Below are 14,807 nucleotides of genomic sequence, written 5' to 3'. Positions count from 1 at the left end.
GGAGGGAGAAGGTTATGTATACAGGGAAAATCCGGCAAATTTTGTTGATCACGGATGGATGCTCCAATCAAGGAGACGATCCGATCGCGATGTCTGCACTCGCCAAAGAGCAGGGAATTACCGTTAACGTCATTGGTGTGATGGAGCATGATGTTATTGATGAAAAAGGAATGACCGAAATTGACGGGATCGCGATGTCAGGTGGAGGTGTCAGCCAAATTGTCTATGCCCAGCAGCTTTCACAAACCGTGCAGATGGTCACCCGAAAAGCGATGAATCAAACGATACAAGGTGTGGTCAACCGCGAGCTCCAACAGATTTTGGGCCGTTCGCAAACAATGGAAGACCTGCCTCCTGAAAAACGCGGTGAGGTCATGGAGGTTGTCGACGAATTAGGGGAAACTGTCGAATTAGAAGTGTTGATTCTTGTCGACACAAGTGCAAGTATGAAGCATAAGCTAGAAACGGTAAAAGAGGCACTGTTAGACCTTTCGCTTAGCTTAAATGCCCGGACGGGAGAAAATCAATTTTCTGTTTATGTATTTCCCGGGAAAAAGAATGATGTCGAAAAATTGCTGGATTGGACGCCAAAGCTACAATCTTTGACAAGTATCTTTTCGCAGTTATCAACCGGAGGGATTACCCCAACTGGCCCGGCCCTACGTACCGCCCTTTCTGCTTTCAGTCAAAAACGATCATTAAGGAGTCTGCTTGCACGTGATGATGAATCATTCTTTGAAGAGTCAATGTAAAGTCAGTCCCGGAACCGTCATTTCAGGAAAATGGCATGGAAATAAATATTCGATTATAAAGGAACTAGGATTTGGAGCAAACGGGGTTGTCTACCTTGCAAAATACAATGACACTCAAGTAGCGTTAAAAATGAGTGATAATGGCATGTCGATCACCTCTGAGGTAAATGTTTTAAAATCCTTTGCAAAGGTCCAGGGGCCATCATCCCTCGGGCCTTCTTTGCTTGATGTAGATGATTGGCAAACGAATCGCGGGCGCATTTCCTTTTATGTAATGGAATATATTCACGGCCCTGATTTTCTTTCTTTTTTACAACAAAAGGGGAAATCGTGGACGACTGTTTTATTTTTGCAGCTTCTCAAAGATTTAGATAACTTGCATGAAAACGGTTGGGTTTTCGGTGATTTAAAACCTGAAAATTTAATTGTTACTGGACCGCCTCCCAAAATTAGATGTATTGATGTGGGGGGGACGACTATCCAAGGCAGAGCCATTAAGGAATTCACCGAGTTTTATGATCGTGGCTATTGGGGGCTGGGCGGAAGAAAGGCGGAACGCTCCTATGATTTATTCTCGGTTGCCATGATCATGATCAACACTGCCTATCCGAAACGTTTTACTAAAACAACGGGAGGAATCGCTCAGCTAAGAGAGGCGATTCGCCAAAAATCGGAGTTAATTCCCTTTGAAAAAGTAATGTTAAAAGCACTTCAAGGGCATTATACAACCGCCAAACAAATGCGGACAGACTTATTAGATTTACTGAACGAACATCCAAGTTCTAATCCGAAACAAAGCCCTACTAAGGCATACTCTACGGCCCAGGCGAAGCCATCACAGGGAAGTCCGCCCATTTCAAGGCGCCATTATCGGAAAAAGAAGAAAAAGAGCGGATGGATTGAATTTTTTGTGATCACGGCGGTATTAGCCGTTTTATATAGCGGATATATTTTTTTAAAACTACTATAAATATTGAAACCATTTTGAAGGTTATTCGTATTAAAATGAAGAAAATATTTCTATAGGCATAGCAAAGCCTAAATTTTGATAGTTCCTTCGTTGTAGTGGTATGCTATTAATATTCTCATCTTATTTTAATAAGGAAGTTTTTTATATGTTGGAAAAAAAGGTCACGGCTTTTCTTGAACGCCATTCTTTCAAACTGAACAATAAAAAAATTGTCGTTGGTGTATCAGGCGGGCCGGATTCTTTAGCGTTACTTCACTTCTTGCTGGGGGAAAGAGATAAAATGAATCTTTCCATTGTAGCAGCCCATGTTGACCATATGTTCCGCGGTCAAGAATCCTATGAGGATGCGATGTTTGTTAAAAACTTTTGTGAACAAAATCAAGTCCCCTTTGAAATGGCCCGGATTAATGTTCCAAAAATCATGGAAGATACCGGGAAAAGCTCACAGCTTGCAGCAAGAGAAGCGCGATATGATTTTTACTTAAGTACTATGGAAAAATATGATTTCCCTTTTTTAGCCCTTGGTCATCATGGGGATGACCAAATCGAAACGATGCTGATGAGGGCAACGAGGGGAAGCACGGGGATGGCACGAGCAGGAATACCTTTTTCTCGCCCTTTTCATAAAGGCCGAATCTTTCGTCCATTTTTATGCTTATCCAAGGATGAGATTTGGAGCTATTGTAAATTCAATGAGCTTACTCCAAGGCTGGACCCGAGTAATGAAAAAGGAGTTTATAGCAGGAATCGATTCCGTAAGCAAGTTCTCCCGTTTTTGAAAACGGAAAATCCCCATGTGAATGAGAATTTCCAACGATTTAGTGAAGATTTACAATCAGATGAAACCTTTCTTCTGGAATTAACAGAAAGACACATGAATACAGTAGTGAAAATAAGGGAAAAGAGCAAAATAGCCATTGACATTAACCAGTTTCTAGAAGTGCCTTTACCTTTACAAAGAAGAGGGATTCAACTAATATTAAACTATCTTTACATGGGAAAATCGGCTGATCTTTCTGCTGTACATATCGAGCAAGTATATCACTTAATACGTCATAGTGAACCTTCAGGTAAACTTGACTTTCCCAGTGGTTTAAAAGTGATTCGCTCCTATCATCAATTATCTTTTCAATTTCAAGCGGATCAGGTTAAACCTTATTTTTTTGAAGTGAACGAGCCAGGCACGATTTTGCTGCCAAGTAAAGGGAATATTAGGATAGAACGCGCTAAAGACGACATTCCCACTAACAAGCCGTACATGGCCTTGTTTAATGAGGAAAAGTTGAAATGGCCGATTATCATTCGGACGCGGCACATTGGCGACCGGATGACATTAAAAGGAATGCAGGGTTCGAAAAAGCTAAAGGATATTTTTATTGATCAAAAAATTCCTGTTCATGACCGGGATAACTGGCCGGTGATAACGGACAGTGACGGAAATATTATTTGGCTTCCAGGTCTGAAAAAATCATCATTTGAAGGCATAGATTCTGCAGCAAAGCAATATATACTACTCACATATAATAAGTAATGATCTTCTAGGGGGCACAATTATGATGAACCAGGATATTGAAAAGGTATTAGTTTCAGAAGAGGAAATACAAGAAAAAATTAGGGATCTTGCGGCGCACTTAACCGAAGAGTATCAAGACCGTTTCCCGCTTGCAATTGGGGTTCTAAAGGGAGCCATGCCTTTCATGGCTGATTTGTTAAAACGAATGGACTGCTATTTAGAAATGGACTTCATGGATGTTTCCAGCTATGGTACGGGATTAGTATCCTCAGGTGAAGTCAAAATCATTAAGGACCTAGACACATCTGTTGAAGGCAGAGATATTTTAATTATCGAGGATATCATCGACAGTGGGCTTACTCTTAGCTATTTAGTCGATTTATTCCGTTACCGTAAAGCGAAATCCATCAAGATTGTCACTTTACTTGATAAGCCGACCGGAAGAAAGAGCAAAATTCAAGCAGACTATGTAGGGTTTATTGTTCCTGATGAGTTTGTTGTCGGTTATGGGTTAGATTACATTGAAAAATATCGAAACCTTCCATATATTGGGGTACTAAAACCAGAGGTATACAGCAATAATCAATAATAAGGATTTTTCTTGAACAATTACTAGGAAAACCCTTGACAGAAAGGGCAATTCCTTGAATTTGTAAGATTTTCTATGATACTATTTATTATAGTTTTTACCCGCGGGAGGAGGTAAGAGATGAATCGGATTTTCCGTAATACCATCTTTTATTTATTGATATTTTTAGTCATTATTGGCGTAGTGAGCTTTTTTAATGGAAACAGCGAATCGACCAAACATATTACGTATGATAAGTTCGTTTCGCAGTTAGAAAATGGCGAAGTAAAATCATTTTCCATGCAGCCTGAACGAGGTGTATATGAGGTTCGGGGTGAATTAAAAGCAAATGGAAATAAATTTCTAACCTATATTCCAAACAGTGAAAAGATTATTGGAAGCATCCAGGATTCAGAAGCTAAAGTTGACGTAATGCCTGCTAAAGAAACAAGTGGATGGGTTACGTTCTTTACATCCATTATTCCATTTGTCATCATCTTTATTTTGTTTTTCTTTTTATTAAACCAAGCTCAAGGCGGCGGCAGCCGGGTTATGAATTTTGGTAAATCTAAAGCTAAGCTTTATAACGATGATAAGAAAAAGGTTCGTTTTAGAGATGTAGCTGGAGCAGATGAAGAAAAGGCTGAATTAGTCGAAGTGGTTGAGTTTTTAAAAGACCCTCGCAAATTTGCTGAACTTGGCGCCCGTATTCCTAAAGGGATTCTTTTGGTGGGACCTCCAGGAACAGGTAAAACGTTATTAGCGAGAGCGTGTGCTGGTGAAGCAGGCGTTCCATTCTTCTCGATAAGTGGTTCTGATTTCGTTGAGATGTTCGTTGGGGTCGGTGCATCCCGTGTTCGTGACTTATTTGAAAACGCAAAAAAGAATGCTCCTTGTATTATCTTCATAGATGAAATTGATGCTGTTGGCCGTCAGCGTGGTGCAGGTCTTGGCGGCGGTCATGATGAACGTGAACAAACCTTGAACCAGTTGCTCGTTGAAATGGATGGTTTCGGTGCCAATGAAGGAATTATTATTGTAGCTGCAACAAACCGTCCGGATATTCTCGATCCAGCCCTTTTACGTCCGGGCCGCTTTGACCGACAAATTACGGTTGACCGCCCAGATGTTATTGGACGCGAAGCGGTTCTTAAGGTTCATGCACGCAACAAGCCTTTAGATGAATCCGTAAACTTAAAAAATATTGCGATGCGTACACCAGGTTTTTCAGGGGCAGATTTAGAAAACTTATTAAATGAAGCTGCATTGGTAGCAGCTCGTCAGAATAAAAAGAAAATCGAAATGTCCGATATCGATGAAGCAACGGACCGTGTCATTGCTGGTCCAGCTAAAAAGACTCGTGTTATTTCCGAAAAAGAAAGAAAGATAGTTGCCTTCCATGAAGGCGGACATACCGTTATTGGATTAATACTTGACGAGGCCGATATGGTCCACAAGGTAACGATTGTTCCTCGTGGCCAGGCAGGTGGATATGCGGTAATGCTTCCTAGAGAAGACCGTTACTTTATGACAAAACCGGAATTACTTGATAAAATTGTTGGTTTATTAGGCGGCCGTGTGGCAGAAGAAATTGTCTTTGGTGAGGTAAGTACAGGGGCACATAATGACTTCCAGCGTGCTACGGGAATTGCCCGCCGCATGGTGACAGAATTTGGAATGAGTGATAAGCTCGGACCATTGCAGTTCGGTCAAGCTTCAGGCGGTCAAGTGTTCCTAGGCCGTGACCTTCATAATGAACAGAATTATTCAGATGCGATTGCTTATGAAATCGATCTTGAAATTCAGCGTATCATTAAAGAACAATATGAAAGAGCTAGAAAGATTCTGACAGAGAATCGAGATAAGCTTGATCTTATTGCCAAGACTCTTCTTGAGGTGGAAACACTTAATGCTGAACAAATTCGCTATTTAGTTGACAATGGCCACATGCCAGACCCTTCAGTTACTTTAGAAGCGGTTAAGGTTGAACCTAAAAAAGCCGAAGATGTAAAGGTAAATATCAACACTAAAAAGGATGAGGCTGAAAAGGATGAAAAATCCTTCTTAGATACTCCTCCTGATGAAATTGACTATAAGTAATTTGGAAAGAGTGCTTCGATGAAGCACTCTTTTTTTTCATGAGGCAGATAATTATGGTATGATATGTGCAATATGAGAAAAGAAAAATCCAATAAAGTGAGTGATAGATTTGATTTTTGTTTTTGATGTGGGAAATACGAATATTGTACTTGGCGTTTATCAAGGTGATGAACTGAAATACCACTGGCGGATTGAAACAAATCGTAATCGGACGGAAGATGAGTTTGGGATGAATGTAAAAGCGTTATTTGACCATTCCGGCCTTTCTTTTTCGGATATAGATGGCATTATCATTTCTTCTGTTGTTCCGCCGATTATGTTTGCGTTAGAGCGCATGTGCCAAAAGTATTTTCATATAAAACCGCTTGTCGTCGGTCCAGGAATTAAGACTGGATTAAATATAAAATATGAAAACCCTCGCGAGGTTGGAGCGGACCGAATTGTTAATGCCGTTGCGGCCATTCATGAATATGGAAGCCCATTGGTTATTGTTGATTTTGGAACCGCAACTACTTATTGTTATATCAATGAGGAGCGTCAATATATGGGTGGTGCGATTGCTCCGGGAGTGGGCATTTCTACTGAAGCCCTATATTCTAGAGCGGCGAAATTACCGCGGATTGAAATTGCCCGCCCTGAAGGTGTTATTGGAAAAAATACCGTTGCGGCGATGCAGGCAGGGATTGTCTATGGGTATGTTGGACAAGTTGAAGGCATTGTAAGGCGGATGATGGAACAAGGTGAGAAAAAGCCAACTGTTATAGCCACAGGCGGCTTGGCTAATCTAATTGCCCAAGAATCAACGGTTATTGATATTGTAGACCCATTTTTAACATTAAAAGGCTTGCAGCTTATCTATAAGCGCAACATAGGATAACCTAAGAAGGGACAGCACGAAAGGAGTTTTACAATGAAGGATTATCTAGTTAAGGCGCTAGCCTATGATGGAAATATTCGCGCTTATGCGGTCCGTACTACTGAGACGGTCCGTGAGGCGCAGCGCCGCCACCAAACCTGGAGAACAGCATCGGCTGCACTTGGCCGCACGATGACCGCAGGTGTGATGATGGGGGCCATGCTAAAAGGGGACGATAAGCTTACAATCAAAATTGACGGCGGTGGTCCGCTTGGTCCTATTTTAGTTGACAGTAATGCCAAAGGCGAGGTGCGCGGCTATGTAACCCATCCGGAGGTTGATTTTGAATCGAATGAAAATGGCAAGCTTGATGTCCGCCGCGCGGTCGGAACCGATGGCTTGTTATCTGTCGTGAAGGATGTCGGGCTCCGTGATTTCTTTTCTGGACAGGTGCCGATTGTATCAGGGGAATTAGGGGAAGATTTTACTTACTACTTCGCCACTTCTGAGCAGGTTCCATCGTCCGTAGGTGTCGGGGTTTTAGTGAATCCGGATGATTCGATTTTGGCTGCGGGAGGCTTTATTTTTCAGTTAATGCCGGGGATTAAAGATGAAATTATCTCCAAGATGGAAGAACGGTTAAAAACGATTGAACCGGTATCCAAATTAATTGAACGCGGCTTAACTCCAGAGGATATATTGGAGGAGCTTTTTGGTAAGGAAAATGTAAAGATACTTGAAACCATGCCGGTTGGATTTCAATGTTCCTGTTCCAAGGAGCGCTTTGCTGGTGCGATTGTCGGTTTAGGTGCAAAGGAAATTAATGATATGATTGAAGAAGACGGTCAGGCTGAGGCGCACTGTCATTTCTGTAATGAAAAATACCTATTCACAAAAGAAGAATTAGAAGAACTTAAAAAAGAGGCGAAATAAGAGATTCATTAGGGGGAGAACCGGTTGGGCAGGAAGCAGCTTTGGATGGTGATTGCTGCCCTCATTATGCTCAATTGCCTGACGGCTGCCTTTTTCTTATCTAAGGTGAACGAGGCAAATGGAGCATTGGTCAATGAAGAGGCGGTAGCGACAATCGGGAAAAAGACCATCTCGAGACAAGATTGGCTGAATGAACTTGAAGCAAGATATGGCAAAGACGTCTTAAAGGAAATGGTTGATCAAAAGGTCATTGAAGAAATGGCGGCCAAATACGATATTGAAATTGCGGACGAAGATGTTGAACGTGAATATCGCATGCTGCAGACCACTTATAATACTTTTAGTCCAAAAAAGCAGGCTAATGAGAAAAAGTGGAAGGAACAAATTCGCAGCACTCTTTTATTAGAAGAGCTTTTAACGAGAGATGTAGAGATCTCAAATAAAGAATTAAAAAGCTATTATGAAAAGAATAAAAATCTTTTCGATGTACCGGATGCCTATCATTTATCGCATATCATTGTGAAAACAAAGGCAGAAGCAGTTAAGGCATCAAAGGAGTTGGCCCATGGCTCCAGCTTTTCTGCACTGGCAATGGAAAAGTCCATTGATGAGTTTTCCGCAAACGAAGGCGGGGATATCGGTTTTATCACAGAAGAGGATGAGCGCTACCCTAAACTTTATCTCCAGACAGCTAAAAAGCTAAAAAAGGGGAAATACAGTAAACCGCTCAAAGTGGAGCAAGGGTATGCTTTAATTAAGCTTGAAGGGAAAATTAGCGGAGAAACCTATTCCTTTTCCGAGGTAAAGAATCAACTCCGCAGACAAATTGCCCTTGATCAAATGAAAAAACCAGCGTCAGCAGCCACTTTCTGGGACGAAGCAAAAGTAGACTGGTTTTATGGCAAGAATAAGGAATAATAGAAAACACGGTACTATTCTGTGTTTTCTTTTTTTATAATATTTTCACAATTCTACAAACAAAACAATTGACAATAGGACTATGTAACTGGTAAATTTAATGATATAAATCCAATAAAAATACTCGGAATAGGGGTGTCCTTTATGGTACGTGTTGCAAATTCTGTAGCAGAATTAGTTGGTCAAACGCCAATCGTAAAATTAAACAGATTAGTAGATGAAAATAGCGCTGAGGTTTACTTAAAGTTAGAATATTTTAACCCAGGCAGCAGTGTAAAAGACCGTATTGGTTTAGCAATGATTGAAGCGGCTGAAGAACAAGACTTAATTAAGCCTGGTGTTGATACAATCATTGAGCCGACAAGCGGTAATACAGGTATTGGACTTGCAATGATTGCAGCAGCCAAAGGATACAAAGCGATTTTTGTAATGCCGGAAACAATGAGCTTAGAAAGAAGAAATCTTCTTCGTGCCTATGGCGGTGAGCTTGTATTAACACCAGGACCAGAAGGAATGAAAGGTGCCATTGCCCGTGCAGAGGCTCTTGCTGCAGAAAATGGCTATTTCATGCCACAGCAGTTCAAAAACCAAGCTAACCCTGAGGTTCACAGAAGAACAACAGGTAAAGAAATTGTCGAGCAAATGGATCAATTAGATGCGTTTGTTTCAGGGATTGGAACAGGAGGAACCATTTCAGGAGCTGGAAGTGTTCTTCGCGAAAAATTCCCAAATGTAAAAATTGTCGCAGTCGAGCCGCAGGATTCTCCAGTCCTATCTGGTGGAAAACCTGGCCCGCATAAGCTCCAAGGACTTGGAGCAGGCTTTATCCCTGATACATTAAATACAGAAATCTATGATGAGGTTATTCAAATCAATACAGAAGAAGCATTTGAAGCTTCCCGCCGTGCAGCTAGAGAAGAAGGAATTCTAGGCGGTATTTCTTCTGGAGCCGCTATTTCTGCAGCATTAAAAGTTGCGAAACAATTAGGCAAAGGTAAAAAAGTGCTTGCGATTATTCCGGATAATGGAGAACGTTACTTAAGTACACCGCTTTATCAATATGAAGCTGAGTAAAATTACTGAAGAGGTGTTGGCATTTGCCGGCACTTCTTTTTTTGTAAATGAACGGCTATATCATGTATGATAAAAGGAGTATTTTAATGGGGGGCATAGGGATGTATACAGCTCAGGAACAAATTCATTGTGGTCCATATACCTTAGACTTTCGTAAAAAAACAATCGTAATGGGAATTTTAAATGCAACTCCAGATTCCTTTTCCGATGGCGGTAAATTCAATCAAATTGAACATGCCGTCCGCCATGCAAAGGAAATGGCGGCGAATGGTGCGGATATTATTGATATCGGCGGCGAATCAACACGACCGGGGTTTGCGGCCGTTTCAGCAGAGGAAGAACTTGAACGGGTTATTCCAGTTATTAAGGCTATCTCCGAGAACGTCCAAATACCGATTTCCATCGATACATATAAAGCAGAGGTAGCCAAGCAGGCAATTGAAGCAGGAGCCCATATCATTAATGATATTTGGGGAGCTAAAGCAGATGATCAAATGGCGGATGTAGCGGCCCAGTATGATGTTCCAATCATATTAATGCATAATCGCCATGACCGAAACTACAGCTCTTTTATGAGAGATGTATTAAATGACCTTTATGAAAGTATTGCAATCGTAAAAAAAGCAGGAGTAAAGGATGAAAAAATTATCCTCGACCCAGGTATCGGCTTTGCCAGAAACTATCAAGAAAATCTCCTAACCATGCAGAATTTAGATAAATTTGTCATGCTGGGTTATCCTGTTCTTTTAGGTACATCCAGAAAAACAATGATTGGACAAGCGTTAAATCTCCCTGTTGATCAAAGAATGGAGGGAACAGGCGCAACCATTTGTTACGGTATTCAAAAGGGTTGTCAAATCATTCGAGTTCATGATGTTAAGGAAATGAGCCGGATGGCCAAAATGATGGATGCGCTAATGGGGAAGGGTGAAGTGATTGGATAAAATATTTGTGAACCAAATGGAGTTCTATGGCTATCACGGGGTTTTCCCGGAAGAGACCAGACTTGGCCAGCGTTTTATCGTGGACTTAACTGTTTCCTTAGAGTTAAAAAGAGCAGGCGAAACCGATGAACTGCAGCATTCCGTCAATTATGGCGAGCTGTACCAATTATGTAAAGAAATCGTCGAAGGAACGCCTTTTAAACTACTTGAAGCGGTTGCCGAAAAATTGGCCGGAAGTGTGCTTGCTGCATTCCCGCTTATTGATGAGGTGATTGTGAAGGTGATTAAACCGGACCCGCCGATTCCGGGACATTACAAATCCGTTGCTGTAGAAATAACGAGGAGTAGATAAAAGTGGAAAATACAGCATTTATTGCCCTTGGCTCTAACATGGGAAACCGTTATGATAATATGGTAAGTGCAATTAAAAAACTAACAAGTCATTCAGATATTAAGCTGGTAAATTATTCTTCTATATATGAAACAGATCCTGTCGGCTATGAGGACCAGGATTTATTTTTAAATATGGTGATTGAGATTATCACTGACTTAAATGCAGACCAATTATTAGATAGATGTTTAACAACAGAATTTGAACTTGGGAGAAAAAGGGAAATAAAATGGGGGCCAAGGACAATCGACCTTGACATTCTAACCTTTAACCAAGAAAATATTGAAACAGAGAAGCTAATTGTTCCGCACCCTAGGATGCTAGAGCGGGCTTTTGTTATGATTCCATTTTTAGAAATTAATCATGATAGTAGATTACCTATCAAAGATAAACCTCTTGAAGCATGGTTAAATGAATTACCAGATAAAGAAGGAGTCAGAATATGGAAGCGGAAAAATGGGGAAGACGAATTCGTGCCTATCGAAAGCTAAAGGGATTTACACAGGAAAGCTTTTCAAGGCAGCTAGGTGTATCAGTGTCTATTTTAGGAGAGATTGAAAGAGGTAACCGCCTGCCAGCAGGGGAGTTACTTGAAAGGATTGCACATTCCTTAAAAATTACCATAGATGATTTAACTCCAAAAGAATAGGAGGTTGTTATATGTTGAAAATCGGCGATATTGAAATGAAGAACCAAGTCGTTTTAGCACCAATGGCCGGCGTATGTAACTCTGCATTCCGTTTAACGGTAAAAGAGTTTGGTGCTGGTTTAGTTTGTGCCGAAATGGTCAGTGATAAAGGTATCGTTTTTAAAAACGAAAAAACGATGAATATGCTGTATATTGATGAGCGGGAAAAACCGCTTAGCTTGCAAATTTTTGGCGGTGAAAAAGAAACGCTAGTCGAAGCAGCGAGATTCGTAGATAAAAACACTAATGCCGATATTATCGATATTAATATGGGCTGCCCGGTACCGAAAATTACAAAATGTGACGCCGGTGCAAAGTGGCTCTTAGATCCAAATAAAATCTATGAAATGGTATCTGCAGTTGTGGATGCTGTTGAAAAGCCTGTTACTGTGAAAATGCGGATGGGCTGGGATGAAGACCATATTTATGCTGTTAAAAATGCGCAAATGGTTGAAAAAGCGGGCGGCAAGGCAGTTGCCCTGCACGGCCGTACCCGTGTGCAAATGTATGAAGGAAAGGCAAACTGGGACATTATTCGTGAGGTAAAGCAATCTGTTAAAATCCCAATCATTGGGAACGGTGATGTGCAAACCCCGCAGGATGCCAAGAGAATGCTCGATGAAACCGGTGTTGATGGCGTCATGATCGGCCGCGCAGCGCTTGGAGACCCATGGATGATCTACCGCACGGTGCAATATCTAGAAACAGGCAAGCTAATGGATGAACCATCTGTCCGGGAAAAGATTGATGTTTGTATCCTTCATTTAGACCGATTAATTGCCTTGAAAAATGAAAATATTGCCGTTCGTGAAATGCGCAAGCATGCTGCCTGGTATTTAAAAGGAGTGCGCGGAAACGCACGAGTCCGTAACGCTATCAATGAGTGCAATACCCGTGAAGATTTAGTCCTCTTGTTAAATGGTTTAGTTCATGAGGTAGAGGAGCAGGAACAAAACCAGGCGATTGTCGGCTGAGTTTGACTTTCTTTGTCTCATTTTCTATAATACTTTTGTTTAAGAATGCAAGCTGCCAGTAGAACAACTGGCAGTTTTTCTTCTATCTAAAAACATTTTTAATGTCTGAATACTCAAGTTTGTGTAAAATAATATAGTATGTAAAAAAATTGGTGAGTATTCTTTTTAGTTTTACATAAAAAAGAAGTAATGGAGTTGAATTAGTCATGAGTCAGGAAGAATTAAATGACCAATTAAGGGTCAGACGGGAAAAAATGCAAAGCATGCGTGAAAATGGACTTGACCCATTTGGAAAGCGTTTTGATCGTTCTCATAATACCCTTGAATTGATTGAACAATATGGGGAGCTGGAAAAAGAAGAACTTGAAGCAAAAAATGTTTCTGTTTCACTCGCAGGTCGTATTATGACAAAGCGTGGAAAAGGAAAAGCAGGTTTTGCCCATATTCAAGACTTAACCGGCCAATTGCAAGTATACGTAAGGAAAGATGCAGTCGGCGAAGAACAGTATGAAATCTTTGATTCTGCTGATTTAGGAGACATCATTGCAGTAACAGGAACCCTATTTAAAACTCAAGTTGGAGAGTTATCTGTAAAGGTTCAAGAATTCGTATTCTTAACAAAAGCACTTCGTCCGCTTCCTGATAAATTCCACGGTCTAAAAGATGTTGAGCAGCGCTACCGTCAGCGTTACTTGGATTTAATTATGAGCCAGGAAAGCAAAGCAACTTTTATTGCCCGCAGTAAAATTATTCGCGCGATGCGCCGTTATTTAGATGATCAAGGCTATTTAGAGGTAGAAACACCAATGATGCATTCCATTGCCGGTGGTGCGTCTGCACGTCCGTTTATTACACACCATAACGCGCTGGATATGCAATTATATATGCGGATTGCCATCGAGCTTCACTTAAAACGCCTGATTGTCGGCGGCCTTGAAAAAGTGTATGAAATTGGCCGTGTATTCCGGAACGAGGGTGTTTCTACTCGTCACAACCCAGAATTCACAATGATTGAATTGTATGAAGCATATGCCGATTACCGTGATATCATGAGCTTAACAGAAAATTTAATTGCCCATATTGCACAAGAAGTAGTAGGAACAACCACGATTCAATATGGCGACCACGAAGTAGACCTTAAGCCGGAATGGAAGAGACTCCACATGGTAGACGCTATCAAGGAATATACGGGAGTAGACTTCTGGAAGGAAATGAGCGTGGAAGAGGCTCGTGCGCATGCTAAAGAGCACGGAGTAGAAATTAATGATAACATGCTTTATGGTCATATTGTAAATGAGTTCTTTGAGCAAAAGGTAGAGGAAAAGCTCATTCAGCCAACCTTTATTTTTGGCCACCCAGTGGAAATCTCTCCGCTTGCCAAGAAGAATGATGAAGATCCACGCTTCACTGATCGATTTGAGTTATTTATCGTAGCACGTGAGCATGCAAATGCCTTCACTGAGCTTAACGATCCAATTGATCAAAGAGAGCGTTTTGAAGCACAGCTAAAAGAGCGCGAGCAGGGTAATGACGAAGCCCATATGATGGACGAAGACTTCGTCGAAGCATTAGAGTATGGCATGCCTCCTACAGGTGGATTGGGAATCGGAATTGACCGTCTGGTAATGCTGTTAACGAATTCTCCTTCAATTCGTGACGTACTATTATTCCCATTAATGCGTCACCGATAATATATTTGAAAAAAGTGCCGGTGGATCCGGTGCTTTTTTTTGTTAAGAGGAGTTCGAATATTTTTACTTTACCATTTCTTCATAAAAAGTATAAAAAAGCTATTGCATGGAAGGATAAATGATGGTATATTAATAAACGTTGTTGCGAAACAACATGTTTTAAAAAAGAAAAAACAAAAAAGTTATTGACTTCTAGTTGATAACTTGGTATGATAAAAAAGTCGCTTTTAGGCGACACTGAAATTGTTCTTTGAAAACTAAACAAACAAAAACGTCAACAAACAATAATATTCGTTTCTTTTTGAAACGAAGCCAACGTTTTATTTTATGAGCTAATCAACTTTCTTGGAGAGTTTGATCCTGGCTCAGGACGAACGCTGGCGGCGTGCCTAATACATGCAAGTCGAGCGAATCACTGGGAGCTTGCTCCCGGTG

General features: G+C 41.0%; 15 protein-coding genes and 1 rRNA gene. All 16 read left to right on the top strand.

Annotated elements, in window-relative coordinates:
* The first annotated feature begins 14 nt into the window (after positions 1 to 14).
* The gene (locus tag LC455_RS29305) at positions 15 to 752 is read left to right on the top strand and encodes a VWA domain-containing protein (protein ID WP_223596361.1); all 738 of its coding nucleotides are present in this window, start codon (positions 15 to 17) and stop codon (positions 750 to 752) included.
* Positions 721 to 1,722 (top strand): serine/threonine protein kinase, encoded by a 1,002-nt coding sequence (locus LC455_RS29300; RefSeq protein ID WP_223596418.1) that lies wholly within the window; start codon positions 721 to 723, stop codon positions 1,720 to 1,722. The genes LC455_RS29305 and LC455_RS29300 overlap by 32 nt, the downstream gene beginning before the upstream one ends.
* 145 nt (positions 1,723 to 1,867) lie before the next feature.
* Entirely contained in the window at positions 1,868 to 3,253 is a 1,386-nt protein-coding gene (tilS, locus tag LC455_RS29295) for a tRNA lysidine(34) synthetase TilS (protein ID WP_223596359.1), read from the top strand.
* Positions 3,254 to 3,278: 25 nt separating this feature from the next.
* Positions 3,279 to 3,824, top strand: coding sequence for a hypoxanthine phosphoribosyltransferase (gene hpt / locus LC455_RS29290; protein ID WP_223596417.1), 546 nt, complete (start codon positions 3,279 to 3,281; stop codon positions 3,822 to 3,824).
* 120 nt (positions 3,825 to 3,944) lie between these two features.
* The gene (ftsH, locus tag LC455_RS29285; protein WP_223596357.1) at positions 3,945 to 5,903 is read left to right on the top strand and encodes an ATP-dependent zinc metalloprotease FtsH; all 1,959 of its coding nucleotides are present in this window, start codon (positions 3,945 to 3,947) and stop codon (positions 5,901 to 5,903) included.
* A gap of 109 nt (positions 5,904 to 6,012) precedes the next feature.
* Positions 6,013 to 6,780: a type III pantothenate kinase gene (locus tag LC455_RS29280; protein WP_223596356.1), complete on the top strand. Its 768-nt coding sequence runs from the start codon at positions 6,013 to 6,015 to the stop codon at positions 6,778 to 6,780.
* A 33-nt stretch (positions 6,781 to 6,813) separates the two neighbouring features.
* Positions 6,814 to 7,692: an Hsp33 family molecular chaperone HslO gene (hslO, locus tag LC455_RS29275; RefSeq protein WP_223596355.1), complete on the top strand. Its 879-nt coding sequence runs from the start codon at positions 6,814 to 6,816 to the stop codon at positions 7,690 to 7,692.
* Between the two features lie 24 nt (positions 7,693 to 7,716).
* Positions 7,717 to 8,610 carry a peptidyl-prolyl cis-trans isomerase gene (locus LC455_RS29270; RefSeq protein ID WP_223596353.1) on the top strand — a complete coding sequence of 298 codons (894 nt, stop codon included), beginning with the start codon at positions 7,717 to 7,719 and terminating at the stop codon, positions 8,608 to 8,610.
* A gap of 144 nt (positions 8,611 to 8,754) precedes the next feature.
* Positions 8,755 to 9,684 carry a cysteine synthase A gene (gene cysK / locus LC455_RS29265; RefSeq protein WP_223596351.1) on the top strand — a complete coding sequence of 310 codons (930 nt, stop codon included), beginning with the start codon at positions 8,755 to 8,757 and terminating at the stop codon, positions 9,682 to 9,684.
* Positions 9,685 to 9,785: 101 nt separating this feature from the next.
* Positions 9,786 to 10,628 (top strand): dihydropteroate synthase, encoded by an 843-nt coding sequence (gene folP / locus LC455_RS29260; RefSeq protein ID WP_223596349.1) that lies wholly within the window; start codon positions 9,786 to 9,788, stop codon positions 10,626 to 10,628.
* Complete coding sequence (folB, locus tag LC455_RS29255) at positions 10,621 to 10,980, top strand: dihydroneopterin aldolase (protein WP_223596347.1); 360 nt, start codon at positions 10,621 to 10,623, stop codon at positions 10,978 to 10,980. Before folP ends, folB begins: the two co-directional genes overlap by 8 nt.
* A 2-nt stretch (positions 10,981 to 10,982) precedes the next feature.
* Positions 10,983 to 11,510 carry a 2-amino-4-hydroxy-6-hydroxymethyldihydropteridine diphosphokinase gene (folK, locus tag LC455_RS29250; RefSeq protein ID WP_223596346.1) on the top strand — a complete coding sequence of 176 codons (528 nt, stop codon included), beginning with the start codon at positions 10,983 to 10,985 and terminating at the stop codon, positions 11,508 to 11,510.
* The gene (locus LC455_RS29245; RefSeq protein WP_223596344.1) at positions 11,462 to 11,668 is read left to right on the top strand and encodes a helix-turn-helix domain-containing protein; all 207 of its coding nucleotides are present in this window, start codon (positions 11,462 to 11,464) and stop codon (positions 11,666 to 11,668) included. Before folK ends, LC455_RS29245 begins: the two co-directional genes overlap by 49 nt.
* 11 nt (positions 11,669 to 11,679) lie before the next feature.
* On the top strand, positions 11,680 to 12,681 hold the full coding sequence (dusB, locus tag LC455_RS29240; protein WP_223596342.1) for a tRNA dihydrouridine synthase DusB: 1,002 nt from the start codon (positions 11,680 to 11,682) through the stop codon (positions 12,679 to 12,681).
* Between the two features lie 206 nt (positions 12,682 to 12,887).
* On the top strand, positions 12,888 to 14,372 hold the full coding sequence (gene lysS / locus LC455_RS29235) for a lysine--tRNA ligase (protein ID WP_223596340.1): 1,485 nt from the start codon (positions 12,888 to 12,890) through the stop codon (positions 14,370 to 14,372).
* A 342-nt stretch (positions 14,373 to 14,714) separates the two neighbouring features.
* A 16S ribosomal RNA gene (locus tag LC455_RS29230) occupies positions 14,715 to 14,807 on the top strand; the annotation flags it as partial.

The organism is Neobacillus bataviensis (assembly GCF_019969725.1).
Note: the sequence above shows the minus strand (reverse complement) of the source record. Positions and strands in the feature narration are given on the sequence as shown.

What these genes read in the sequence shown, in the direction of transcription:
- lysS (WP_223596340.1), top strand. Translation starts at nt 12,888, where the DNA reads ATGAGTCAGGAAGAATTAAATGACCAATTAAGGGTCAGACGGGAAAAA.
- LC455_RS29245 (WP_223596344.1), top strand. Translation starts at nt 11,462, where the DNA reads ATGGAAGCGGAAAAATGGGGAAGACGAATTCGTGCCTATCGAAAGCTA.
- hpt (WP_223596417.1), top strand. Translation starts at nt 3,279, where the DNA reads ATGAACCAGGATATTGAAAAGGTATTAGTTTCAGAAGAGGAAATACAA.
- LC455_RS29300 (WP_223596418.1), top strand. Translation starts at nt 721, where the DNA reads ATGATGAATCATTCTTTGAAGAGTCAATGTAAAGTCAGTCCCGGAACC.
- folP (WP_223596349.1), top strand. Translation starts at nt 9,786, where the DNA reads ATGTATACAGCTCAGGAACAAATTCATTGTGGTCCATATACCTTAGAC.
- hslO (WP_223596355.1), top strand. Translation starts at nt 6,814, where the DNA reads ATGAAGGATTATCTAGTTAAGGCGCTAGCCTATGATGGAAATATTCGC.
- cysK (WP_223596351.1), top strand. Translation starts at nt 8,755, where the DNA reads ATGGTACGTGTTGCAAATTCTGTAGCAGAATTAGTTGGTCAAACGCCA.
- dusB (WP_223596342.1), top strand. Translation starts at nt 11,680, where the DNA reads ATGTTGAAAATCGGCGATATTGAAATGAAGAACCAAGTCGTTTTAGCA.
- tilS (WP_223596359.1), top strand. Translation starts at nt 1,868, where the DNA reads ATGTTGGAAAAAAAGGTCACGGCTTTTCTTGAACGCCATTCTTTCAAA.
- ftsH (WP_223596357.1), top strand. Translation starts at nt 3,945, where the DNA reads ATGAATCGGATTTTCCGTAATACCATCTTTTATTTATTGATATTTTTA.
- LC455_RS29305 (WP_223596361.1), top strand. Translation starts at nt 15, where the DNA reads ATGTATACAGGGAAAATCCGGCAAATTTTGTTGATCACGGATGGATGC.